This window comes from Sphingomonas astragali, assembly GCF_051400615.1.
Lineage (GTDB): Bacteria > Pseudomonadota > Alphaproteobacteria > Sphingomonadales > Sphingomonadaceae > Sphingomonas.
The window spans coordinates 59,147-79,783 of record NZ_JBLFFH010000001.1 but is presented as its reverse complement, the minus strand read 5'-3'; the positions used below and the strand labels follow the sequence as shown (position 1 = coordinate 79,783).

General features: G+C 64.9%; 26 protein-coding genes and 1 tRNA gene. 12 read left to right on the top strand and 15 right to left on the bottom strand.

Annotation, left to right across the window (positions count from 1 at the left end):
- Positions 1–47: 47 nt before the first annotated feature.
- The 8 genes from ACMGER_RS00380 (at position 48) to nadA (ending at position 4,860) form a co-directional block, all read left to right on the top strand.
- Positions 48–233: a YnbE family lipoprotein gene (locus ACMGER_RS00380; protein ID WP_436810146.1), complete on the top strand. Its 186-nt coding sequence runs from the start codon at positions 48–50 to the stop codon at positions 231–233.
- On the top strand, positions 233–601 hold the full coding sequence (locus tag ACMGER_RS00375; RefSeq protein ID WP_233783568.1) for a YdbL family probable chaperone protein: 369 nt from the start codon (positions 233–235) through the stop codon (positions 599–601). The genes ACMGER_RS00380 and ACMGER_RS00375 overlap by 1 nt, the downstream gene beginning before the upstream one ends.
- Before the next feature lie 502 nt (positions 602–1,103).
- Entirely contained in the window at positions 1,104–1,421 is a 318-nt protein-coding gene (locus ACMGER_RS00370) for an AtpZ/AtpI family protein (protein ID WP_436810145.1), read from the top strand.
- A gap of 39 nt (positions 1,422–1,460) precedes the next feature.
- Entirely contained in the window at positions 1,461–2,243 is a 783-nt protein-coding gene (locus tag ACMGER_RS00365; RefSeq protein WP_496047865.1) for a F0F1 ATP synthase subunit A, read from the top strand.
- Between the two features lie 49 nt (positions 2,244–2,292).
- Positions 2,293–2,520: a F0F1 ATP synthase subunit C gene (locus ACMGER_RS00360; RefSeq protein WP_055984318.1), complete on the top strand. Its 228-nt coding sequence runs from the start codon at positions 2,293–2,295 to the stop codon at positions 2,518–2,520.
- Between the two features lie 52 nt (positions 2,521–2,572).
- On the top strand, positions 2,573–3,064 hold the full coding sequence (locus tag ACMGER_RS00355) for a F0F1 ATP synthase subunit B family protein (protein ID WP_436810143.1): 492 nt from the start codon (positions 2,573–2,575) through the stop codon (positions 3,062–3,064).
- The gene (locus tag ACMGER_RS00350) at positions 3,057–3,644 is read left to right on the top strand and encodes a F0F1 ATP synthase subunit B family protein (protein ID WP_436810142.1); all 588 of its coding nucleotides are present in this window, start codon (positions 3,057–3,059) and stop codon (positions 3,642–3,644) included. The genes ACMGER_RS00355 and ACMGER_RS00350 overlap by 8 nt, the downstream gene beginning before the upstream one ends.
- 205 nt (positions 3,645–3,849) lie before the next feature.
- Positions 3,850–4,860 (top strand): quinolinate synthase NadA, encoded by a 1,011-nt coding sequence (nadA, locus tag ACMGER_RS00345; protein WP_436810141.1) that lies wholly within the window; start codon positions 3,850–3,852, stop codon positions 4,858–4,860.
- A 60-nt stretch (positions 4,861–4,920) separates the two neighbouring features.
- Here the strand turns inward: nadA and ACMGER_RS00340 are convergent, their stop codons facing one another.
- Both ACMGER_RS00340 and ppk2 read right to left on the bottom strand, forming a co-directional pair.
- Positions 4,921–6,159 carry a DUF2853 family protein gene (locus tag ACMGER_RS00340; protein ID WP_436810140.1) on the bottom strand — a complete coding sequence of 413 codons (1,239 nt, stop codon included), beginning with the start codon at positions 6,157–6,159 and terminating at the stop codon, positions 4,921–4,923.
- Between the two features lie 245 nt (positions 6,160–6,404).
- On the bottom strand, positions 6,405–7,169 hold the full coding sequence (gene ppk2 / locus ACMGER_RS00335; protein ID WP_436810139.1) for a polyphosphate kinase 2: 765 nt from the start codon (positions 7,167–7,169) through the stop codon (positions 6,405–6,407).
- A gap of 82 nt (positions 7,170–7,251) precedes the next feature.
- Here ppk2 and nadC point away from each other — a divergent pair, with 82 nt between their 5' ends.
- From nadC to ACMGER_RS00320, 3 genes are read left to right on the top strand one after another with little or no spacing between them, the layout of a single operon-like run.
- Positions 7,252–8,106 carry a carboxylating nicotinate-nucleotide diphosphorylase gene (gene nadC, locus ACMGER_RS00330; RefSeq protein WP_436810138.1) on the top strand — a complete coding sequence of 285 codons (855 nt, stop codon included), beginning with the start codon at positions 7,252–7,254 and terminating at the stop codon, positions 8,104–8,106.
- A gap of 37 nt (positions 8,107–8,143) precedes the next feature.
- The gene (locus tag ACMGER_RS00325) at positions 8,144–8,590 is read left to right on the top strand and encodes a hypothetical protein (RefSeq protein ID WP_436810137.1); all 447 of its coding nucleotides are present in this window, start codon (positions 8,144–8,146) and stop codon (positions 8,588–8,590) included.
- Positions 8,590–9,300, top strand: a complete 711-nt coding sequence (locus tag ACMGER_RS00320; protein ID WP_436811632.1) for a ribonuclease T2 family protein — start codon at positions 8,590–8,592, stop codon at positions 9,298–9,300. The genes ACMGER_RS00325 and ACMGER_RS00320 overlap by 1 nt, the downstream gene beginning before the upstream one ends.
- Positions 9,301–9,357: 57 nt before the next feature.
- Here the strand turns inward: ACMGER_RS00320 and ACMGER_RS00315 are convergent, their stop codons facing one another.
- From ACMGER_RS00315 to traD, 11 genes are all read right to left on the bottom strand, one after another.
- The gene (locus ACMGER_RS00315) at positions 9,358–9,765 is read right to left on the bottom strand and encodes a DUF4112 domain-containing protein (protein WP_436810136.1); all 408 of its coding nucleotides are present in this window, start codon (positions 9,763–9,765) and stop codon (positions 9,358–9,360) included.
- 5 nt (positions 9,766–9,770) lie between these two features.
- Positions 9,771–11,135 carry an ABC transporter substrate-binding protein gene (locus tag ACMGER_RS00310; RefSeq protein WP_436810135.1) on the bottom strand — a complete coding sequence of 455 codons (1,365 nt, stop codon included), beginning with the start codon at positions 11,133–11,135 and terminating at the stop codon, positions 9,771–9,773.
- Positions 11,136–11,215: 80 nt separating this feature from the next.
- A tRNA-Leu gene (locus ACMGER_RS00305) sits at positions 11,216–11,302 on the bottom strand.
- A gap of 69 nt (positions 11,303–11,371) precedes the next feature.
- The gene (locus ACMGER_RS00300) at positions 11,372–11,629 is read right to left on the bottom strand and encodes a hypothetical protein (RefSeq protein ID WP_436810134.1); all 258 of its coding nucleotides are present in this window, start codon (positions 11,627–11,629) and stop codon (positions 11,372–11,374) included.
- 12 nt (positions 11,630–11,641) lie between these two features.
- Complete coding sequence (locus ACMGER_RS00295; RefSeq protein ID WP_436810133.1) at positions 11,642–13,006, bottom strand: recombinase family protein; 1,365 nt, start codon at positions 13,004–13,006, stop codon at positions 11,642–11,644.
- Positions 13,003–13,437 (bottom strand): type II toxin-antitoxin system VapC family toxin, encoded by a 435-nt coding sequence (locus ACMGER_RS00290; RefSeq protein WP_436810132.1) that lies wholly within the window; start codon positions 13,435–13,437, stop codon positions 13,003–13,005. The genes ACMGER_RS00295 and ACMGER_RS00290 overlap by 4 nt, the downstream gene beginning before the upstream one ends.
- Positions 13,434–13,703: a type II toxin-antitoxin system Phd/YefM family antitoxin gene (locus ACMGER_RS00285; RefSeq protein ID WP_436810131.1), complete on the bottom strand. Its 270-nt coding sequence runs from the start codon at positions 13,701–13,703 to the stop codon at positions 13,434–13,436. The genes ACMGER_RS00290 and ACMGER_RS00285 overlap by 4 nt, the downstream gene beginning before the upstream one ends.
- 243 nt (positions 13,704–13,946) lie before the next feature.
- Entirely contained in the window at positions 13,947–14,186 is a 240-nt protein-coding gene (locus ACMGER_RS00280) for a helix-turn-helix transcriptional regulator (RefSeq protein ID WP_436810130.1), read from the bottom strand.
- Between the two features lie 262 nt (positions 14,187–14,448).
- Entirely contained in the window at positions 14,449–14,784 is a 336-nt protein-coding gene (locus ACMGER_RS00275) for a ParB N-terminal domain-containing protein (protein ID WP_436810129.1), read from the bottom strand.
- An 81-nt stretch (positions 14,785–14,865) separates the two neighbouring features.
- Positions 14,866–15,108 (bottom strand): conjugal transfer protein TraD, encoded by a 243-nt coding sequence (locus tag ACMGER_RS00270; RefSeq protein WP_436810128.1) that lies wholly within the window; start codon positions 15,106–15,108, stop codon positions 14,866–14,868.
- Between the two features lie 22 nt (positions 15,109–15,130).
- Positions 15,131–15,436 carry a conjugal transfer protein TraD gene (traD, locus tag ACMGER_RS00265; RefSeq protein ID WP_436810127.1) on the bottom strand — a complete coding sequence of 102 codons (306 nt, stop codon included), beginning with the start codon at positions 15,434–15,436 and terminating at the stop codon, positions 15,131–15,133.
- 171 nt (positions 15,437–15,607) lie between these two features.
- Between traD and traA the strand changes: the two genes are divergently transcribed.
- Positions 15,608–18,439, top strand: a complete 2,832-nt coding sequence (gene traA / locus ACMGER_RS00260; RefSeq protein ID WP_436810126.1) for a Ti-type conjugative transfer relaxase TraA — start codon at positions 15,608–15,610, stop codon at positions 18,437–18,439.
- A gap of 228 nt (positions 18,440–18,667) precedes the next feature.
- Here traA and ACMGER_RS00255 read toward each other — a convergent pair whose 3' ends face one another.
- On the bottom strand, positions 18,668–18,844 hold the full coding sequence (locus ACMGER_RS00255) for a Flp family type IVb pilin (protein ID WP_436810125.1): 177 nt from the start codon (positions 18,842–18,844) through the stop codon (positions 18,668–18,670).
- A 488-nt stretch (positions 18,845–19,332) separates the two neighbouring features.
- A partial coding sequence (locus tag ACMGER_RS00250) for a calcium-binding protein (RefSeq protein WP_436810124.1) occupies positions 19,333–20,637 on the bottom strand: 1,305 nt, incomplete at its 5' end.

Sequence of the window (20,637 nt, the reverse complement as noted above, 5' to 3'; positions counted from 1 at the left end):
GCGAAATAAGATTGAGTGCGCGGACTTTCCGCGCGAGCATGGGAACGATGACGAGACGGATGATGGCAGGCGCGGCTGCGGCGACGGTGATGATGACGGGCGGTTGCGTGAACGTGACCGCGCCGGACAAGCCGATCGTCATCAATCTCAACATCTCGATCACGCAGGAAGTGGTCTATCGCCTCGACGGCGAGGCGAAGTCGCTGATCCAGCAGAATCCGGGGATTTTCTGATGAAACGAACGATCATCCTGGCGGCAGTGGCGCTCGGCGCCGTGTCGGGCACGGCGCTGGCGCAGCGCGATCCGGCCTATGCCGCCGCCCGCGCGGCGGGCAAGGTAGGCGAGCAGCCCGACGGCTATATCGGCGTGGTCGGCGCGGCGACGCCGGAGCTGCGCGCGCTGGTCAACAACATCAACATCCAGCGCAAGGCCGCCTATACCAAGGGCGCAGCCAACGGCGCGACGGTGGAGCAGTTCGCCTTCGTCTCGGGCTGCAACCTGATCGCCCAGACCAAGCCGGGGGAGATGTACCAGACCCCCTCGGGCGCATGGAAGAAACGCGACGCCGGCCCGCCGGAGCGCGACCCGCGCTGCGTGTGAGCGGAATTGAATTTCGGGCAGTTCCACGCTATACTGGCTGTGGCGGTTGAAGATATTCACATAGATCACCTCCAGACCGGTCGTGCCAGCGGCCGGGGTCTTCACGTTCAGGGGCCGAGTGCCAGCTCGACCCCATCCCGCCGCTATTTGGAGCGGGCCACCTCGATGATCTTCAACACCAAGGTGGCAAAGGCCACCATCAGCGCACCGGCGCCGATGATGACCACGGCGGTATCATTGTTCACATAGCGTCACCTCCCTCTGCCCATTGATTTGCACCCGAAGTCCGAATGCCGTGGGCGGCGGGAGGATAGCTATGACCGCCGAGCGCCTACCATTTTCAAATTTGTAATTTGACCTTCGCCGATCCCCGGTTCGCGAGCGGTCGGAGCTTGCAGAGTCTGCAATTGTTGACTCGGGCCGCCCCCCTTCCTAAAGCGCGCTTGCCTTGGCGGGCTCGCCGCTCGGCTTTTGTGCTGCCCGTTGGAAACGGAGTAACGCATTGGCGGAGAACGAGCCCGGACTGGACCCCCTCCCAGAGGACGCGCGCCTGACATCGCTCGATGAGCGGTTGGCGAAGGCGAAATCCGAGGAGGCGATCAGGTCCGGCGAAGGACGCGAGACGGGCGAGGACGGCTATCGCCTCGGCAATCGCGTGCTCGCCGAGCTGATCGGCGGAATGGTCGGAGGGGCGCTGATCGGCTGGGTGCTCGATCGGTTGCTCGGCACCTCCCCATGGTTCCTGCTCGGCCTCCTGTTCCTCGGGATCGCGGCGGCGTTCAGGAACATCATTCGGATTTCATCCAGGCGCTCGAAGTGATTTTCGAGCGCTTGTCGTAACGATTGGGGCTCAAAAGGCGTGGCGGCAGGTTCTGGCAGGATCGATCCGATGCACCAGTTCGAGGTGCAGACGATCTGGGACGGCTTCACCATCGGCGGACACCAGATCGCCTTCACCAATTCGGCCGCATGGATGTGCGTGGCGGTGGTGGCGCTGTGGGCGTTCATGCTGATGGGGATGCGGCGCCAGCTGGTGCCGGGGCGCAGCCAGATGCTGGTCGAGAATTTCGTCGGCTTCATCGATTCGATGCTGGCGCAGAACATCGGCAAGGCGGGGCGGAAGTACCTGCCCTACGTCTTCTCGCTGTTCATGTTCATCCTGTTCGCCAACATCCTCGGCCTGCTGCCGCTCGGCGTGTTCGGCATCCACCCCTTCACGTTCACCAGCCATTTCACCATCACCGGCATCCTCGCGATCCTGTCCTTCTCGATCGTGCTGGTGGTCGGCTTCTGGAAGCACGGCCTGCATTTCTTCAGCCTGTTCGTGCCGCACGGCACGCCGCTGGTGATGATCCCGATCATCGCGCCGATCGAGTTCGTGTCGTTCATGGTGCGCCCGTTCAGCTTGGGCCTGCGACTGTTCGTGGCGATGACCGCGGGGCATGTCCTGCTGAAGGTGCTGGCGGGCTTCGTGATCAACTCGGCCAATGCCGGCATCGGCTACGGCGTGCTCGTCGGACTGCCCAGCTTCGCGCTGATGGTCGGCATCTCGGCGCTGGAGCTGCTGGTCGCCGGCATCCAGGCCTATGTGTTCGCGCTGCTCACGTCGCTGTACATCAACGACGCCGAGCATCTGCACTGAGTTTTCCGTTCGTATCCAACCCAAAAAGTTTCACGCAGGAGTTTTTCAAATGGACGCAGAAGCAGCAAAGCTCGTCGGTGCCGGTCTCGCCGCCATCGGTGCGGGCATGGCCGCGATCGGTGTGGGCAACGTGTTCGGCTCGTTCCTCGAGGGCGCGCTGCGCAACCCGGGTGCCGCCGACGGCCAGCAGGGCCGCCTGTTCATCGGCTTCGCCGCGGCCGAGCTGCTGGGTCTGCTCGCGTTCGTCGTGGCGATGATCCTGATCTTCGTCGCGTAACGATTGGGAGTTCGGGCGGGCGCGTTCGTCGCGCGCCCGTCTGGAGACCGAAATGCCTCAGATCGCGCAATTGGGGGCCACCTGGGCCTCGCAGCTCTTCTGGCTGATCGTCACCTTCGGCATCGTGTTCGTGGTCGTCGGCCGCGGCATGGTGCCCAAGGTGCAGGCGACGATCGACGCGCGCGACGCGTCGGTCGCGGCCGACCTCAAGGCAGCGGAGGCGGCCCGCGCCGAAGCCGACGCCCAGGAGGAACGCTGGCGCGCCGAGGAGAATGCCGCGCGCGAGCGTGCCCAGCGCACCCTCGCAGAGGCGCGCGCCAAGGCGTCGGCCTCGACCGAGGCGACGCTTGCCAAGGCGGGCGAGGCATCCAACGCCCGGATCGCCGAGGCGGAGGCGCGCATCGCGGCAGTCAGCGCCGAGGCGATGAAGGAAATCGAGGAGGTCGCCGCCGAGGCCGCGCAGGACATCGTCCAGCGGCTGTCCGGCGCGAAGGTGACCAAGACCGACGCCAAGAAGGCAGTGAAGGCGGCGCTCCATGGCTAATTCGCACAGCACGCCCGCGGAAGGCCACGACGCCGGCCCCGCCACGACCGAGGCGCATGGCGGCGCTCCCGCGCATCACGCCGAGCCGGCGCTGTTCGGCGTGCTCGACGCGACGGTGTGGGTATCGATCGCGATGCTCGCCTTCCTCGCGATCCTGCTGTGGAAGAAGGTGCCGGCGCTGCTGGCCGCCGGGCTCGACAAGCAGATCGCGGCGATCCGCCAGCGGCTCGAAGAGGCCAAGCAGCTCCGCGCCGAGGCCGAGGCGCTGCGCGACGAATATGCGCGCAAGATCGCCGACGTCGAGAACCAGACCAGGGCGATCGTCGCCCATGCCGAGGACGAGGCCAAGGCGCTGGTCGCCAAGGCCGAGGCGGACGCGGCGGAGCTCGTCAAGCGCCGCGCCAAGATGGCCGAGGACAAGATCGCCGCCGCCGAGCGCGCGGCACTGGCCGAGGTCCGCGCCAAGGCGGCCGATGCCGCCGCGCAGGCCGCACGCGCGCTGATCGCCGACAAGCATGGCGCCGAGGCCGACAAGACGCTGGTCGACAAGACGATCGCGGGCATCGGCCGGCTCAACTGAAGCTTGTCCCCTCCGTGTGGCACCGGCGGCGCCACTCTTGCGGCATGTCGGTGCTGATGGAGCCGGCGTTGGGGCTGCTGCGCTGCCGTTCATGATCCCGTGGGCGGGGGCGATCGCGCCTTTCGCCTACCCGACGATGCCGCCGCTCCCTTGAACGAAGCGCTCCGCCGGGCCATGTGACGGCCGAACGGCACGGGAACGGATGATGGACGCAAGGAACGGCATCGGCGGCACGCTGACGGGGGTCGACCTGCGCGCCGAGATCGATCGTCTGCGCAAGGAGCGCAACGCCGTCATCCTCGCGCATTACTATCAGAAGCCGGAGCTTCAGGACCTGGCGGACTTCGTCGGCGACAGCCTCGATCTGTCGAAGAAGGCGGCGGAGACCGATGCCGACGTCATCGCCTTCTGCGGCGTGCGCTTCATGGCCGAAGTCGCCAAGATCCTGTCGCCGGACAAGATCGTGGTGCTGCCCGACATGGACGCCGGCTGCAGTCTGGAGGACAGCTGCCCGCCCGAGCAGTTCGCGGCGTTCCGCGCCCAGCACCCGGACCATATCGCGCTCACCTACATCAACAGCTCGATCGAGGTGAAGGCGCTCAGCGACATCATCGTCACCTCGTCTTCGGCCGAGAAGATCCTCGCGCAGCTCCCTGCGGATCAGAAGATCATCTTCGGGCCCGACAAGCACCTCGGCGGCTACATGAACCGCAAGAGCGGGCGCGACATGCTGCTGTGGCCCGGCGTGTGCATCGTGCACGAGGCGTTCAGCGAGACCGAGCTGCTGAAGCTCAAGGCGCAGTACCCGGGCGCCCCGGTGGCGGCGCATCCGGAATGCCCGCCGCACGTGCTCGACCATGCCGATTACGTCGGCTCGACCAGCGGCATCCTCAATTTCGCCAAGACCTTTCCCGGCGACATGCTGATCGTCGCCACCGAGCCGCACATCATCCACCAGATGGAAAAGGCGGTGCCGGAGAAGAGCTTCATCGGCGCGCCCGGTGCGGACGGCAACTGCAACTGCAACATCTGCCCGTACATGGCGCTCAACACGATGGAGAAGCTCTACGTGGCGCTGCGCGACCTCGAGCCGCGCATCGAGATCGAGGAAGGCCTGCGCATCCGCGCCAAGACAAGCCTCGACCGTATGCTCGCGCTGGCGAGCGGCACGGTGGGGATGGGCGATCTCGGGCCGGTCCCGGTGACCGGCGACTGAGGCCGGTACGGTCGAAAGGGCGGCTGCGAGGACATGGGTCCTCGCAGCCGTCGTTCACACTTATTGCTTGACCGTCACCTCGACCCGGCGGGCAGCGGCGCTGCTGCCGGCGGCGGCGGTCGTCTCGGCCGGCTTCTCGAGCACGACCGCCTCGTCGGGAATGCCTGCCGCCTTGAGCGCGGCCGCGACTGCTTGCGCGCGGGTCTTGGAAAGCTCGGCGTTCAGCGCGGCGTTGCCGGTGGCATCGTTGAAGCCGGATACCGCCAGCTTGGTGCCCGGATGCGCGGTGACATAAGCCTTCACGTCCGCCGCCTTCTCCGCGAAGCCGCTCGCGACGTTCGACTTGCCCGTGTCGAAATAGACGGTCAGCGCGGGCAGGTCGTTGCGCGTCTCCGTCACGACCGCGGCGCCCGCAGGTACCGCCGCCGCTGCAGCCGCGCCGGCCGCGTTGCCGCTGACATTGCCAAGGTCTTCGCCGGTGGCGTTGCCCAGGCTCTCGTCGGTGACATTGGCGAGGTCGGCGTCGGAGACGATCCCGGCGTCGTTGCCAGTCACGTTCTCGAGCGATGCATTCGAGGCCACAAGGCCGGATTCGTTGTTCTGGCAGGACCGGAGCAGCAGGACGAGCAGGATCAGGGCCAGCGCCAGCAACAGCCAGGGCCACCATTTGCCGAGCCAGGAGCCGCTGCCGCCGCCGTCGGACGGATCGCTGGCCGGCTGGCTGCCGCCACCGCTGCCCGATCCTCCGCCGATGGAGGCCCCACTGCCTCCGCCCGAAGCGCCGCCACCGGTCGCCGCCGAGGCGACGCCGCCGCCAAGTGCCGCGAGTCCGGCGGCGCCCGCAGCGGCCGCACCGGTTGCGTCGCGGCCGATGTCGCTCGCGCCGGCCGTATCGTTGCTTGCCGCCGGCGGCGTCGCCAGGCCCGCCGCACCAGCGGCTGCAGTGCCCGCGCCGCTTCCGATACTGTTCGTCGCACCGCCGCCGAACAGGCCGAGCTTACCGAAGTGCTCGGCGAGCAGATAATAGACGGTGACGCGGTTCTTGGTCCGATCCTCTTTCATCCGGTCGCCGACGGCGGCGATCGCATTGTCGAGCACGTCGTCCGGATCGGTCAGCGCGAGCTTCTTCCTGAGGAAATTCTCGCGTACCCGCGCCGTCTCGACCGCGTCGCCGAACGATACCAGCGACGAATCACGATTGCGTAGGGCGATGCCGCAGTATCGGATGATTCCGGCGGCGGCCGCCTCGTCAAGATCGGCAACATATCGTCTGACGTCTGCAATCCATTCTTCCGCCATTACGACCTCCTCTCACGCTCGGAGAAAGTGGATCGTAATACACCTGCTGCTCGCTGGCAATCGATTGCCGAAAACATCTTATGACGGAATCAAGTCATTGCTGCGATTGTCATGAATCGTTGGTTTCCCGGATCGATCCATTTCGGGGGCTGAGCCTGCAACGGAGTAGAAATTCTGCCCGATTCTGCGACAGGCGCAGGCAGGGAAACTGTCGGTGCTTGGCGATGTTTCGGTGATGATAGCAGTTATCGCGCCAGCCGCCCGTCCTCGATCGCCGCCGGTTCGAACGCGAACAGCAGCTTCGGGTCGGGCGCCGCCACCTTTTTCGCGACCTTCGCCGGCGCGGCGGTGCGCAGGATATGGCGGATGATCGCCTTGCGCGCCGCCTTCTTGTCGTCGGCGAGCACGCAGGTCCAAGGCGCGACCGGCGTGTGGGTGTGCAGCAGCATCGCGTCGCGCGCCGCCGAATATTCGGCCCATTTCTTCTGCGCGACCGCATCGAGCGACGAGACCTTGAGCGCCTTCAGCGGATCGCTGCGCCGCTCCTTGAGGCGCCGGGCCTGCTCGTCCTTGCCGATGTCGAGCCAGAACTTGATCAGCCGGATCCCGCTCTCGACCAGCATCCGCTCGAAATCGGGGGCGTCGCGCAGGAACTGCGCCTGTTCCTCGGGGGTCGAGAAGCCATTGACCACCTCGACCCCGGCGCGGTTGTACCAGCTGCGGTTGAAGATCACGAGCTCGCCCGCGGCGGGGAGCTGCGCCGCGTAACGCTGGAAATACCATTGGCTGCGCTCGCGGTCGCTCGGCTTGGGCAGCGCCACCACGCGCGTGTTGCGGATCGAGAGATGCTCGATGATCCGCTTGATCGAGCCGTCCTTGCCCGCGGTGTCGCGCCCTTCCATCACGATCACCACGCGGTCGCCGCTCTCGGCCGCCGCCTGCTGCATCCTCACCAGCCCGAGCTGCAGCGTCTCCAGCTCGTCGAGATCGTCGTCGTGATGCTTGGTCATGCGATCGGATTCCTGCTGTTCTGACGACGCGTTTATGCCACAAGCGCGCCGGCTGACCAGCAACGGGCGGGGAGGGCAGGCAATGACGGGGCTGGCGGACTTCGATGTCGACGCCTTCGTGCGCGCGACGCTGGCCGAGGACCTCGGCGAGCGGGGCGACATCACCTCCGCCGCGGTGATCCCGGAGGGGGCGCTGTTCGACGGCGTGATGGACAGCCGCGATGCGATCGTCGTCGCCGGGCTGGAGATCGCCGCCGCCTTCTTCCGCGCGCTGGACCCCGACGTCACCGTGCAACCGCTCGTCGCCGATGGCGACAGGGTTGCCGCCGGCACCGACCTCATGCGCCTTTCCGGCAAGGCGCGCGCGCTGCTCACCGCCGAGCGATCAGCGCTCAACACCGTCCAGCATCTGTCGGGTATCGCCACGCTCACCCGCAGCTATGTCGATCGCATCGCCGGCACCGGCGCGGTGCTGCTCGACACGCGCAAGACCATCCCGGGCCTCCGCCTCCTCGAGAAATATGCGACCCGCATGGGCGGCGCGCAGAACCATCGCATGGGATTGTGGGACGCGGCGATGATCAAGGACAATCACGTCGCCGTCGCGGGATCGGTAGAGGAGGCGGTGCGCCGCGCCGTCGCCGCCGGCATCGGCGAGATCATCGTCGAGGTCGACCGCATCGACCAGATCGAGCCTGCGCTCGGCGCCGGTGCGACGCACCTCCTGCTCGACAACATGGACCCGCCGACCCTGCGCGGCGCGGTGACGCTGGTGAGGGGGCGGGTGCCGACGGAGGCGTCCGGCGGCGTAAGGCTGGAAACGATCCGTACGATCGCCGAGACCGGCGTCACCTACGTCAGCGTCGGCCGCCTCACCCAGTCGGCGCCCGCTGCCGACATCGGCCTCGACTTCGCGCCGCGCTTGCCCGCCGCGTAAGGGGCGCTATCGTCGGCACAGCAGAGGGGGAAGAGAGATGTCGCGACCGCTTTCGATCGTGCGCTTCGAGCAATTCTATATCGCCTATTGGCTCGTCGGCCTCGTCAACACCGTAATGTCCTGGGATCGTTCGCTGAGCGTCGCGATGCGCAGTCCTGCGGTGGCCGCGATGGGGCCGGGATTCCTTTACGCCACCACCGCGGTGGGCCTGGCGATTCCGGCGCTGCTGTGGTTCTTCATCGCGCGGCGCGGGAGTACGATCGCCAAATGGATTCTGGTGGTGCTGTTCGCGATCGGGTTGGTCGCGCTCCTGTTCACCTTCATGGGCGGGCGGTTCCCGACCGGCTTTTCCGGCGCGCTGGCGCTGATCGCGTTGGTGCTGCAGGCGGCCGCGGTCGCGATGCTGTTCCGGCCGGACACCCGCACCTGGTTCGGCGATAGCGATTCCGAGGCGGAAGAGCGCGAACCCGAGGCCGACGCGTGATCCGCCTGACGCTCGCAGCGATCGCGCTGCTGACGCCGGTCGCCGCTGCGGCGCAGGCCTATCGCTGCGCCATCCCCGGCGATCTGCCCCGCCCGCGCGCCGATGGGCCGGATGCGCGCGAGCCGAGGCGTGTGGTGCCGATCGGTGGCTATACGCTCGCGATCACCTGGGCGGCGCAATATTGTCACGACAATGCGCGCGAGGCGGCGGCGCGCTTCCAATGCGCGAGCGGCAATCGCTTCGGCTTCACGTTGCACGGGCTGTGGCCGGACGGCACCGGCGCCAAATGGCCGCAATATTGCCGACCGGCGCCGCTGCTTGGCGAGGATGTGCTGCGCCGGAGCCTGTGCGCGACGCCGTCCGTCCAGCTTCTCCAGCATGAATATGCCAAGCACGGCACCTGCATGGGGTTGCCGCCGGCGCAATATTTCGCGCGCTCGACCGGCCTCTACGGGCGGCTGCGCTATCCCGACATGAGCGCGCTGTCGCGGCGACGAAACCTCACCGCAGGCCAGTTCGCGACGACCTTCGCCCGTGCCAATCGCGGGTTGCGCGCGAACATGATGCGGATCACCGCAAACCGGCAGGGCTGGCTCGAGGAAGTGTGGCTGTGCCTCGACAAGCGCTTCGCCTTCACCGCCTGTCCGGCGCATCAAGGTGGTCTCAAGCCGTCGGCGCGGCTCAGGATCTGGCGGGGTGGCGGAGCCTGACCAGCGATCGTCACCCTCGGAACGAGTCCGGGATGACGGCGGGGATTGCCGTCCGCTCTACCCGTCGATCACGACGCTTGACGGATAATGCCGGTCGAGGTGCTTGCGGATGATCCTGAGGTTGCGCGTGTTCGAGCGGAAGAAGAAGTCGGGGATCGCGCCGACCCAGGGGATCATTCCGAGCGCCCAGTCGAAGCCGATGTTCCCCGCCATGCGCGCGATCTGCCCCTTGGACATGCCGAGGTTGCGCGCTTCCCACACCATATAGGCACCCATCGCCGCCGCGATGGTTGTGCCGCCGAACGGCAGCAGGTCCAGGATCACGTCGAGCCCGAACGTCGCCTTGAGGCCCGGAATCCGGATGCTGCGTTCGAGCAGCTTCTCGAGCGCCTCCACGCGCTGGCGCACCGAGGCGGGATCGGTGCCGAGCGGGAAGGTCGGTGTCATGCGAGTCGGCTTGGCCATCACCTTCAGTTGGGAACGCCGCGCAGATGGTTCAATGGATGGAAGGCGCGTGCGTTGGGCGTCCAGGCGCGCAGCCGCTCCGCCACCAGCGACCAGCGCAGCGGCTGGGCGAGCGGGATGAAGGCGACGTCGGCCGCGAGCGCCGCGTCGGCCTCCGCGAGCCGGTCGGCGCGCGCGCGCAGCGTGGGGGCGTCGCGCGCGGCCTCGATCAGCGTCGCCGTATCCTCGGCGCAGGGCTGGCAGGCGGTGCGCAGATACCAGCGCGCGCTGTCATAGGGTGCAACCGCATCGACGAGGCGCAGATCCGCCGGATCGCGCATCCCGACTCGCACGGCGTCGATGCCGATGCGCCTCAGCGACAACGCCAGCGCCCGGTAGAGCAGCGTGCCGCCGGGGCCTTGCGGCACGGCGATGCGGAGCATGATAGGACCGTGCGCTTGCTGATGGAGCGCCACCCGCACCCGAGCGGTGGTCAGGCGGTCCTGGGGCGCCACGGTCGCCCAGCCAGGCACCGTCGGCGGCGTGGCCGAATCGAGTTGCGCGGGCAGCACCGCCTCGGCCGCCGGCCAATTCTCCCGGAACGCCGCGGTCACCGCCGCCCGGTCGATCGCCATCGCCACCGCGCCGCGGCCCAAGGGGTCGGCGAGGAAGCCGGTGCGGTTCGCCACCGCCAGCCCGAACAGGCCGCTTGGCGAATCGATGCGCAGATTGATCGGCTCGACCGGCGCCTGAGCCAGGATCGGCCAGTCGGCGATGGTGCCGCCCTCGACCAGGTCGAGCCGCCTGGCCGCGAAGCGGGCGATTGCCAGCGCCGCGCGCTCGCCGCGCAGCCGCACGAGCTCTTCCGGCTTGGGCTCTTCTGGCTCCTCATCGGGGCTGCGCACAGGATCGAAGGCGGGACGGAGCAGGATGCCGGGCCCCTGGTTGCGCTCGATGCGGAACGGACCGCTGCCGCCGCGGCGCCGCGCGAGGATCGCGAGCTCCGGCTGTGCGAACAGCTTGAGGATGTCGGGCCTAGGCCGTGACAGCCGCACCTCGATCACCTGCGGCGTCATCGCGACGATCTCGTCGATCGCGGTGAGATAGGGGAGGAGGGGATTGCGGCTGCCGCGCGCGATCGTGCGGCGGAGGATTGTCACGACGTCGTCGGCGGTGACCGTCTCCCCGTTCGGCCACTCGGCGTCGCGCAGGCGGAAGATCACGCTCTTGCCGTCGTCGATCACGATCCAGCGCTCGGCGAGCCCCGGCTCGATCCCGCCCGTGGCATCGAAGCGGACCAAGCCCTGCGCAGTCGAATCGAGCAGCATCCGGCTGGCGGGGCTGAGCAGCTCACGGTTCGGATTGCCGAGCGCGGCGGGACCGCCGATCACGCTCACCTCGACCGGCTGGTCGTCGCTGCGCCGCGACCCGCAGCCGGTGAGCGTCAGCGCCAGCGCCAGCGCACCGGCAATGGTGCGGACGGCGGGACTCGAACCCGCACTCCGTGACCGGAAAGGGATTTTAAGTCCCGTGCGTCTACCAATTTCGCCACGTCCGCGCATGTCGATGACCGGAGCGCGTGGCGGCGCCCGCGTCAACCCGGATTGGGGTCCCTCAGATCGCATCGTCATTCCCGCGAACCCGAGACCACCTTTGTCGTAACAACGGCGGGTCGAGAGGTGTCCTGAACGAAGTCAAGGATGCCCATGAGGGCACCGTGGAGCGTGGCATGGATTTCGCCGCGTTTGTTGCCAGGATGCAGGACGATCCGATCGATGAGTGAGCGGATGGCTTCCGATGCGTCGAGCCGGGTTTCCGGGTCTTCGAGTGCTTCGGTGAGCCGCTCCATCTCGCGTCGGTAAATTTCGGCAATGCCGGAATGCACATCAGGGATCGCCTACGGCGCCCGCGCCATACGGACGACGATTTCGGCTTTCTGCCGCTCCAGCTCCGCCATGCGGGCTTTCATCGTCGGCTGATACAACCCGTCCTCGATCGCTGTCATAATCCCCGCAATGGCACGTCCGATCTTCTCCAGGGCAAGGCGATCGGCTTCTAGTTGCGCTCGCTGCTCGTTCTCGCGATTGATATATTCTGCATAGGCGGCAACGGCTGCCTGCACCTTTTCTGGCGACACGAGGCGTTCGCTAAGGCCGGCCAACGCCCGATGCTCCAGTATCTCGCGGCGGATGGTCTTGCTGTTGTCGCAGATATGGCGGCGATGATGGTTGAGGCAGCCATAGCGATCATGGACGACCACCCCGACCTTGCCGCCGCATACGCCGCATTCGACGAGGCCGGACAGCAGATGGACCGGGCGGCGAGCCAGGTGCATTCGGCTCGCCTGAGCGGCATGAACGCCATCGATAGTCGGCTTATATTGCTCGGCAAGCTCGTCCTGCCGCTGCTTCACCGCCTGCCACAGATTGTCGCTGACGATGCGTAGATGCGGCACCTCGGCCCGAACCCATTCGGACTCGGGATTGGCGCGGCTCACCGTTCGGCCGGTGCGTGGGTCCTTGACCGAGTGCTTGTGGTTCCAGACACGCACGCCGATATAAAGTTCATTGTTGAGGATGCCGATGCCGCGACGCGCGTCGCCGCGAATGGTAGTGTCGCGCCACGCCTTCCCAGAAGGACCGGCAATCCCATCGGCGTTGAGGTCACGTGCGATTGCGCGCGGACTCTTGCCGGCAGCGAACTCACGGAAGATGCGATTGACGATCAGCGCCTCTGCTTGATCGATCTCCCGCTCGCCGCGCACCAGCTCGCCTTCGCTGGTGAGGCGCCGGGCCATGCGGTAGCCGTAGCCAACCGCGCCAGCCGAGAAACCCTTCTCGACCCTTCCGCGCAGGCCGCGATGGGTCTTCTTCGCAAGGTCTTTCAGGAACAGCGCGTTCATCGTGCCCTTGAGGCCGACGTGCAGCTCAGTGATCTCCCCCTCGGCGAGCGTCACCAGCGGCACGCGCGCGAACTGTAAATGCTTGTAGAGTGTCGCCGTATCAGCTTGATCGCGCGACACGCGATCCAATGCTTCAGCCAGCACCAAGTCGAACTCACCCGCCCTGGCGTCCTGCACCATGGCCTGCACGTCGGGACGCATGATCATACTAGAGCCAGAAATGGCGGCATCCTCATAGGTGCGGACGACATGCCAGCCTTCTCGTTCGGCGCGCTCGCGGCAGACGCGGAGCTGATCCTCGATCGACGCGACGCTCTGATTGTCGGAAGAGTAGCGAGCATAGAGTGCAACGCGGATCATGGTTCCTTCCCTTCGGTCCAGGGATTGAAGAGGTGAACACCGGTCGCATCGAAGTCGGAGACGTTACGCGTCACCAGCGTAAGCTGGTGCTGTTGCGCGTGCGCGGCGAGAAAAGCATCCATCGCGCCGACTGACCGGCCAGCGGCTTGTGTCCGGGCGACGATCCGGCCCCATTGGTCGGCCGTGCCCGGATCGACCAGCAACAAGCGATCCTCAAAGCGAGGGGTCAGTTGTTCTGTCAGCCACACATCGAGTGCTGCTTTGCGGCGACCGTTTTCCAAGCGATCGATCCCGTGGCGCAGTTCAGCCAGCGATATGACGCTGAGGAACAGTTGCTCTTCATCCATCGATGCCAGCCAGTCCATCACGCCTGGATCGGGCCGAGGCTTGGCGCCTTCGGAGATAACATTGGTATCGAGGAGGAAGCTCACAGTTCGATCTCGCGAATGCCGCCCTTGAGGCGCTCGACCTCCAGACCCGAGCCGCGCAGCGGCGAGGTCAGCAGGAAATCGGCGAAGCTGCCGCGCTGCTCACGGCGCTTGACGTGCTCCCATAGCTCCGCATCGACCACGACGACGGCGCTCTTGCCGTGACGTGTAATCGCCTGGGGCTCGCGCCGCGCCTTCTCGATCACCTCGCTAAGCCGAGCCTTGGCCTGCGCCACGGTCCAGCTATCCGACTGCGCTTCGACCGTCATAACCATATCTCCAGTTTCAATGGTTATTATGGTCAATTTTATTCCAGAAGTCAAGAATCAGCCGGCGACGAATTTCCGTCTGACCCATTGTCGTTTGCCGCTCTTCGCGCCCGAATGTGCTTGCGCGCGATATGGCGGCCGATCGCCTCGGCAATACGAATTAGCGCCGCGTCCACATAGGCGGGATTGTCGGAAGGCCCGTTATCGTTGGCAGCGGTCAGGCGATCGGACCGAGGAGCGTCATCATCCTTGTTCACGGCCGATCTTCCCGTGAGACGAGGTGCTGTCGTTATTCTCCCGGTATGAGCGGGGATCGGCAATCCAGCGGTTGACGGCGGACTCATACCAGCCGGCGCCGTGAATGCTGATCCGCACCTGGCGCGGGAAGGTGCCCTCGCCGATCTTGCGGTAGAGGGTGGCTCGTGAAAGCCCGGTACGGTCGAGCACGGTCTTGAGGCGGATGATCCTTTCAGGGTTGGACATGGGGACACTCTTCGATCGTCTGGTGGTTGATGTGCTCCCCTGAGCGCAGAATGGCGGTCACGATGCGCTGCGCAAGAGTGCCGAAAACAGTGCCGGTATGCTGTGGCGGCCTATGTCGTCCCCTGTCGGCCGTAGGCGTCCAAAAGGTACGAGAACAATTTTTCTCATGCGGTCTCGGGAGAGAGCGATTGGCTGCCTGAGGCCGCAGGTGTGGCCATCTCGTCCCAAAATTCAGAGGTGACTCTTGTGGGGTGATTCGCAGTCAACGCAGCAGGTTTGGGCGAGCGTCGTCCATCCTGGTCCCGCCGCGGTGCGCCGCAACCCCAAGCTGCGCTTGGGGATCAGTGAGCAGTTGAGCCGCGCAAATGCGGCGATTGCCTTCGGCAACGATGAGATTGCCATCTTCGTCGGGGAAGACGGCCACAACCTCCAGAGGGTTGATGCCATTCTGGCTCATGTGCCGCGCGAGGTTATATACCTCTTCATCGGCGAGCAGATATTCGATAACCTGCTCCTGGTTTTCCTTGCTCACATGCCGCGGGTTGTCGCGATTGAGCAGGAGATCGAGAACGGCCGCGGGCCGAAAGGTCGGTTGCATCTTATCCCCCTCCGGCCGAACAAGTATAGGGGCGTTTTCCGTATCGCAAGAAGGGCTTTCCGAGGATCAGGCGCTGGCGCGCTATGTGATCTCCGATGGAGCAAGATGCTTGGTTTCGAATGCTCGCTTGCCACGCCTGCGCCAGAGGGTAAGCGTTTGCTCGCGCTCGTCGTCGCGCAGCTTGGTCGCCGCATCGAGAAACGCGCCGTATAGAACCGCGCGATCATCGTCGGCCAATTCGACGAGTCCTGCTTTCACAACGAGCCCGCCCAGCTCAATCAGATGCCGCGTGCGCTCGCGGCGCTTCACGACCCACTCGCGCATGTCGGTTCGCGCCTTTCGTGCCTCAACCCGATGCCGTGCCGTCGTCGCGCGACGGAGCGCTGCCCGGCTGGCGTTCAGTTCCTTGTGCAGGTTTGCGCTCTTTGCTCTGAAAGAAGGCCGTACCGCGTTTGCGCCAGCCCTCCTTCACGCCTGCGTCCTTCGTGCCGGTCGCATCGAGCAGCGCGCCGGCGAGCAGATCGGCATCGAGCGCGTCGGCGCCGGTTGCCGCGACCAATTCGCCGAGTTGGCGCACGCGGCGTTCCTTGAGTTGCTTCGCTTTGTCGGCGAGCGCCTTAAGTTCCGAATCGAAGTCGCGTGGCTTGCGCATCACAGTCTCCATTGCTGGGAATGCGGGCATGATAATAGAACGGCGACCGTAATTCTGTAGTGCCGCCGAGACCGGCTGATACTACTCGGTCCATCACAGGAATTTTTCGTGTGAGGGCGCGCTTATACGTCGTGCCGACGTGCGCTTTGCAGTGTAGATGGCGTGATCGCTATGGCGATCTACCATTTCTCCGCGAAGGTCATCAGCCGTGCTGCCGGACGCAGCGCCGTAGCGGCGGCTGCGTACCGCTCGGCGTCCCGGCTCTACGACCAGCGCCTCGATCGCCATCACGACTTCTCCAACAAGGCCGGTGTCATCCACTCCGAGGTGATGCTGCCGGACGGTGCGCCCGAGCATCTCGCCGACCGCGAAAAGCTCTGGAATGCGATCGAGGCGGCCGAACTGCGCAAGGACGCGCAGTTGGCGCGTGAGATCGAGTTCGCGCTCCCGCGCGAGCTGGACCAGGCTGAGGGTATCCGGCTCGCGCATGAGTTTGTCGAACGCGAGTTCGTCCGCCGCGGCATGATCGCCGATCTCAATGTGCATTGGGATATCGGCGCCGATGGGCAGCGCAAGCCGCACGTGCATGTCATGCTGACGATGCGCGAAGTCGGCGAGGACGGGTTCGGCGCCAAGGTGCGCGACTGGAACCATACCGAGCTGCTGGAGCACTGGCGCGAGGCCTGGGCCGAGCACGTCAACCGGCGCCTCGCCGAACTCGATATTGACGTTCGGGTCGATCACCGTTCGCTGGAAGCGCAGGGCATCGATCTCGAGCCGCAGCACAAGATCGGCCCTGCTACCGCGCGCGTGGCGTCGCAGGGCCTGGAGCTAGAGCGCGTCGACGAGCATCGTGCGATCGCCCGCGCCAACGGCGAGAAGCTGCTCGCCAATCCTGCACTGGCACTGGATGCGATCACGCATGGGCAGGCAACGTTCACCAATCGCGATCTCGCCATGTTCGTGCACCGGCATAGCGACGGCAAGGACCAGTTCGATCGGGTGATGGCGGCGGTGAAGGCATCACCCGAGCTGGTGAGGCTGGGGCGTGACGGCCGCGGCAGCGAGCGGTTCACCTCTCGCGATATGCTAGTAACCGAGCAGCGGCTGGAGCAGGCAAGCAATATATTGGCAGGACGGAGCAGCCATGGTCTCTCGGCGGCAGCAACGAGGGCTGCTGTTGCCGCCGCCGAGAGAGGCCGTCTGGTGCTCACGGGCGAGCAGCAGGCGGCGTTCGAGCGTGTAACCCAGGCTGGTGATCTGGCGCTAGTCGCCGGCTACGCCGGCACCGGCAAATCAGCTATGCTGAAGGTTGCCCGCGATGCATGGGAGCGCGGCGGCTATCATGTCCAGGGCGCAGCGCTCTCGGGCATCGCCGCCGAGAACCTTGAGGTAGGCTCAGGCATTGCCTCGCGCACCATCGCCAGCCTGGAGCATCAATGGGCGCAGGGACGCGAACTGCTCTCCGCCAATGATGTGCTGGTGATCGACGAAGCTGGGATGATCGGCACGCGTCAGATGGAGCGGATGATTGCCGAAGCGGAGAAGCGCGGCGCCAAGGTAGTGTTGGTCGGCGATCCCGAGCAACTCCAGGCAATCGAGGCCGGCGCCGCATTCCGCTCGATTGCCGAACGGCACAGCTGCGTGGAGATCACCGATATCCGCCGTCAGCGGGAAGGCTGGCAGCGTGATGCCACACGCCAACTTGCCACCGGTAGGATCGGTGAAGCGCTTGCCGCCTATTGCGAGCACGGCATGGTCCATGCCTCGCTGCTGCGCGATATCGCCCGTGACGAGCTGATCGATCGCTGGGATGAGGGGCGCCTGGCCGATCCGCAGGCCAGCCGGATCATCCTCGCCCACACCCGTGACGAGGTGAAGCAGCTCAATGAGCTGGCACGCGAGCGCGTGCGCGAAGGCGGCGAGCTTGGCGAGGATGTGAACATTGCGACCACTCGCGGCAACCGCATGTTCGCTGCCGGCGATCGGATCATGTTCTTGCGCAACGAACGCGGATTGGGCGTCAAGAACGGATCATTGGGCAAGGCCGAGACCGTCACATCGGCATGTATGACGGTGATGCTCGACGGTGGACGGCAAGTCGCATTTGACGCCAAGGATTATGCCGACCTCGATCACGGCTATGCCGCGACCATTCACAAGGCACAGGGCGTGTCGGTGGATCGGGCGCATGTGCTGGCGACGCCAGGGCTCGACCGGCACGCGACTTACGTGGCGCTGTCGCGCCATCGGGCAAGTGTCCAGCTCCACTATGCTCGTGAAGATTTTGCCGATCGGGATAGATTGACGCGCACGCTCTCGCGCGAACGAGTAAAGGACATGGCGTCCGATTATGCCCGCGATTTTGCCGATCGGCGGGCGATCATCATGCCGGAGGCGCCGCCAGGCCGGGATAGATCGATTGCCGACACCGCCTTCGTGCGCACGTCACGCCAGGTGCCCGATCTCCCGGCGGCGGTGATCCGTCATGCAAAGATCGTCAAGGAAGTGCGGTTCTATCGCTCGGTCAGTGAGCTCTACACACCGGAGCAACGTGCTGAGGTAGCGAGCAGCCGCGCTGCGCTGAACGCAATGCAGCCTCATGGAGCGCGAGATCTTGAATCCGCCTTTGCAGCTGATCTTGGGCTGATCCGCGAAGCAGCCGAAGGCCGTACCCAGGCGGCGATCCGCGCCATGCAGCTGGAAACGCAGATGCATGTCGACCCGCAGCTGCGCGCCGATGTGTTCATCCAGCGCTGGCAGGCGCTAGATCGCCAGCGCCGGTTGCTGCTGTGCGATCATGAGGACACTCGTGCTGGACGCGTTGCCGATATTATGGCGGGCATGGTCAAGAGCCTGGAACGCGATCCGCAGCTCGAATCGATCCTGCGCAATCGCAAGCAGCAACTCGGACTGCCGCCGATGCGCGAGAAGAGCCTCGGCCAGAGCCTCACCGATATGCTGGGGCTCGGGCGCGGTAGGGGACTAAATATCGGCATGTAGGTGACGTTCGCCCCTGCCCAACAGAGACTGGATGGCAGCTGACTACATAGTCCAGAAATGGAGTACAGTTCACTCCGTATCGGACTTATAGCCAAAAACGGTCATATCTCAGTGGCTTACTGAGAGAAAACGGCTGAAACGGGTGACGGGCGGAGTCAAGCCGACTCCGCCCGCCTGAAGCACCAAGGGGTACCTTGGGTTCAACTCTTAGGGATGGTCCGTCCCCGGCTACGAGCCGGTCTTGCTGTTCAGCGTGCCCGCGACATTGTTGAAAGTCTTGTTGAGCGAGTTGCCCAGACCCTGCATCGCGGCAATGGCGGCGACGGCGATGAGGGCGGCAATCAGGCCATATTCGATGGCGGTCGCGCCGCGCTTGTTGCGCAGAAACTTACGAATGGCAGTCATTGGATGTCTCCGAATCCATTTGCCCCGAGCGGCGACTAGTTTTCTAAATCGCACCGACTTAAATCTACGTAGTCGTGCATGGTTAATAAGAAGTTTGCGTCGGAGCACGCTGCGCGCCTCGTTCTCCGGTGTCGATCTGGTTGTAGTATACCGGGGAGCCAAAGGGCGATCCTGGTCCCGATTGTGCCCGGCTAGAAGGAAATCTGGCGCTTTATCGGCCTAGGTTAACCCCGGCCGATGAAGTAAAATTCGGCTGGCATCTGCCCCGGAGCGTGTGAGGGCGGCTCTCGTTGAAGTCCATCCACCACGCCTCGATCTTAGCCTCGCGTCGTTAAATGACGAGAGGCAATGGGTGTTTAGCAGTGATAGATGGATAACATAAAGACAGCTGCCAGACAGAGGTTCAATAGACGATCTGCCTTGCCCGACATAATTTCTAATCTTTTGCCTCCGTCGCTGACGGAGGCAAACTTACCTTCTCCGCTTATTTATCCGTGCGAAACAAACGCCCATTGATGAAGTTCAGATGCTCTGTTCGCGTCGCTCGAGAGAGTAATCTCACTGCTCGCCTGCGTGCCAAAGGCCGAACTGGCTTGGATCAGGCGATCGGCACTAATTAGCGCCTCATACTGCTCTTGGGAAAATGTTCCCGGAGACGAGACCCGTACCGCTATATCGGATCCATCCCAGACGGTGCCGTCGGCGAAGGCAATCTGCTCGATACCGAAGGTCCCGTCGGAAGCAAACTGGGAAGCGACCCAGATCTCCTGACCGGTCGCATTGTCCTTCACGAACAGGGACTCGCCCTCACGGCGCAACGCCACGTCGGTCGCATTGAGGTTTGTCAGCTTCAGTACGTCGATGTCGCTGGCGTTGCCTTGGTCGACGATCTGATCGGCGCCGTCACCCGATGCATAGCGATAGGTGTCGCTGCCCCCGTAACCCTGCAGATAATCGTCACCGCCGTTGCCGACAATCGTGTCGTCCAAGCCCGTCCCCCGGATATTGTCGTAGCCGGCGCTGCCTTGAATCCAAGCCTCCTGCCACATCTGAGCGCGATCCCAGGTGGTGCCGTCGGCGAAGGCAATCTGTTCGACGCCGAAGGTCCCGTCGGAGGCGAACTGGGAAGCGACCCAGATCTCCTGGCCGGTCGTATTGTCCTTCACGAACAGGGAATCTCCGTCGCGGCGCAGCGCCACGTCGGCCGCGTTGAGGTTCGTCAGCTTCAGTACATCGATATCGCTGGAATTGCCCTGGTCGACGATCTGATCGGCGCCGTCACCCGATGCATAGAGATAGGTGTCGGTGCCCCCGTAACCCTGCAGATAATCGTCACCGCCGTTGCCGACAATCGTGTCGTCAAGGCCTGTCGCCCGGATATTGTCGTAGCCGGCACTGCCGCGGAACCAGGCTTCCTGCCGAATCCGATCGCGATCCCAGGTGGTGCCGTCGGTGAAGGCAATCTGCTCGATACCCACCGACTCGTCGGAGGCAAATTGGGAAGTGACCCGAATTTCCTGGCCGGTCGTATTGTCCTTGATGAGCAGGGAATCTCCGTCGCGGCGCAGCGCCACGTCAGCCGCGTTGAGGTTCGTCAGCTTCAGTAGGTCAACGTCGCTGGCGTTGCCATTGTCGACGATCTCGTCGGCGCCGTCACCCGATGCATATCGGTACGTGTCACTGCCCCCGTAACCCTGCAGATAATCGTCACCGCCATTGCCGACAATCGTGTCGTCAAGGCCTGTCGCCCGGATATTGTCGTAGCCGGCACTGCCGCGGAACCAGGCTTCCTG

What these genes read in the sequence shown, in the direction of transcription:
- ACMGER_RS00380 (WP_436810146.1), top strand. Translation starts at nt 48, where the DNA reads ATGACGAGACGGATGATGGCAGGCGCGGCTGCGGCGACGGTGATGATG.
- ACMGER_RS00270 (WP_436810128.1), bottom strand. Translation starts at nt 15,108, where the DNA reads ATGCGCGAGTGGGTCGTGAAGCGCCGCGAGCGCACGCGGCATCTGATT.
- ACMGER_RS00375 (WP_233783568.1), top strand. Translation starts at nt 233, where the DNA reads ATGAAACGAACGATCATCCTGGCGGCAGTGGCGCTCGGCGCCGTGTCG.
- ACMGER_RS00285 (WP_436810131.1), bottom strand. Translation starts at nt 13,703, where the DNA reads ATGACGGTCGAAGCGCAGTCGGATAGCTGGACCGTGGCGCAGGCCAAG.
- ACMGER_RS00340 (WP_436810140.1), bottom strand. Translation starts at nt 6,159, where the DNA reads ATGGCGGAAGAATGGATTGCAGACGTCAGACGATATGTTGCCGATCTT.
- ACMGER_RS00275 (WP_436810129.1), bottom strand. Translation starts at nt 14,784, where the DNA reads ATGCAACCGACCTTTCGGCCCGCGGCCGTTCTCGATCTCCTGCTCAAT.
- ACMGER_RS00280 (WP_436810130.1), bottom strand. Translation starts at nt 14,186, where the DNA reads ATGTCCAACCCTGAAAGGATCATCCGCCTCAAGACCGTGCTCGACCGT.
- ACMGER_RS00350 (WP_436810142.1), top strand. Translation starts at nt 3,057, where the DNA reads ATGGCTAATTCGCACAGCACGCCCGCGGAAGGCCACGACGCCGGCCCC.
- nadA (WP_436810141.1), top strand. Translation starts at nt 3,850, where the DNA reads ATGGACGCAAGGAACGGCATCGGCGGCACGCTGACGGGGGTCGACCTG.
- ACMGER_RS00355 (WP_436810143.1), top strand. Translation starts at nt 2,573, where the DNA reads ATGCCTCAGATCGCGCAATTGGGGGCCACCTGGGCCTCGCAGCTCTTC.
- traD (WP_436810127.1), bottom strand. Translation starts at nt 15,436, where the DNA reads ATGCGCAAGCCACGCGACTTCGATTCGGAACTTAAGGCGCTCGCCGAC.
- ppk2 (WP_436810139.1), bottom strand. Translation starts at nt 7,169, where the DNA reads ATGACCAAGCATCACGACGACGATCTCGACGAGCTGGAGACGCTGCAG.
- ACMGER_RS00325 (WP_436810137.1), top strand. Translation starts at nt 8,144, where the DNA reads ATGTCGCGACCGCTTTCGATCGTGCGCTTCGAGCAATTCTATATCGCC.
- ACMGER_RS00315 (WP_436810136.1), bottom strand. Translation starts at nt 9,765, where the DNA reads ATGGCCAAGCCGACTCGCATGACACCGACCTTCCCGCTCGGCACCGAT.
- nadC (WP_436810138.1), top strand. Translation starts at nt 7,252, where the DNA reads ATGACGGGGCTGGCGGACTTCGATGTCGACGCCTTCGTGCGCGCGACG.
- traA (WP_436810126.1), top strand. Translation starts at nt 15,608, where the DNA reads ATGGCGATCTACCATTTCTCCGCGAAGGTCATCAGCCGTGCTGCCGGA.
- ACMGER_RS00360 (WP_055984318.1), top strand. Translation starts at nt 2,293, where the DNA reads ATGGACGCAGAAGCAGCAAAGCTCGTCGGTGCCGGTCTCGCCGCCATC.
- ACMGER_RS00255 (WP_436810125.1), bottom strand. Translation starts at nt 18,844, where the DNA reads ATGACTGCCATTCGTAAGTTTCTGCGCAACAAGCGCGGCGCGACCGCC.
- ACMGER_RS00295 (WP_436810133.1), bottom strand. Translation starts at nt 13,006, where the DNA reads ATGATCCGCGTTGCACTCTATGCTCGCTACTCTTCCGACAATCAGAGC.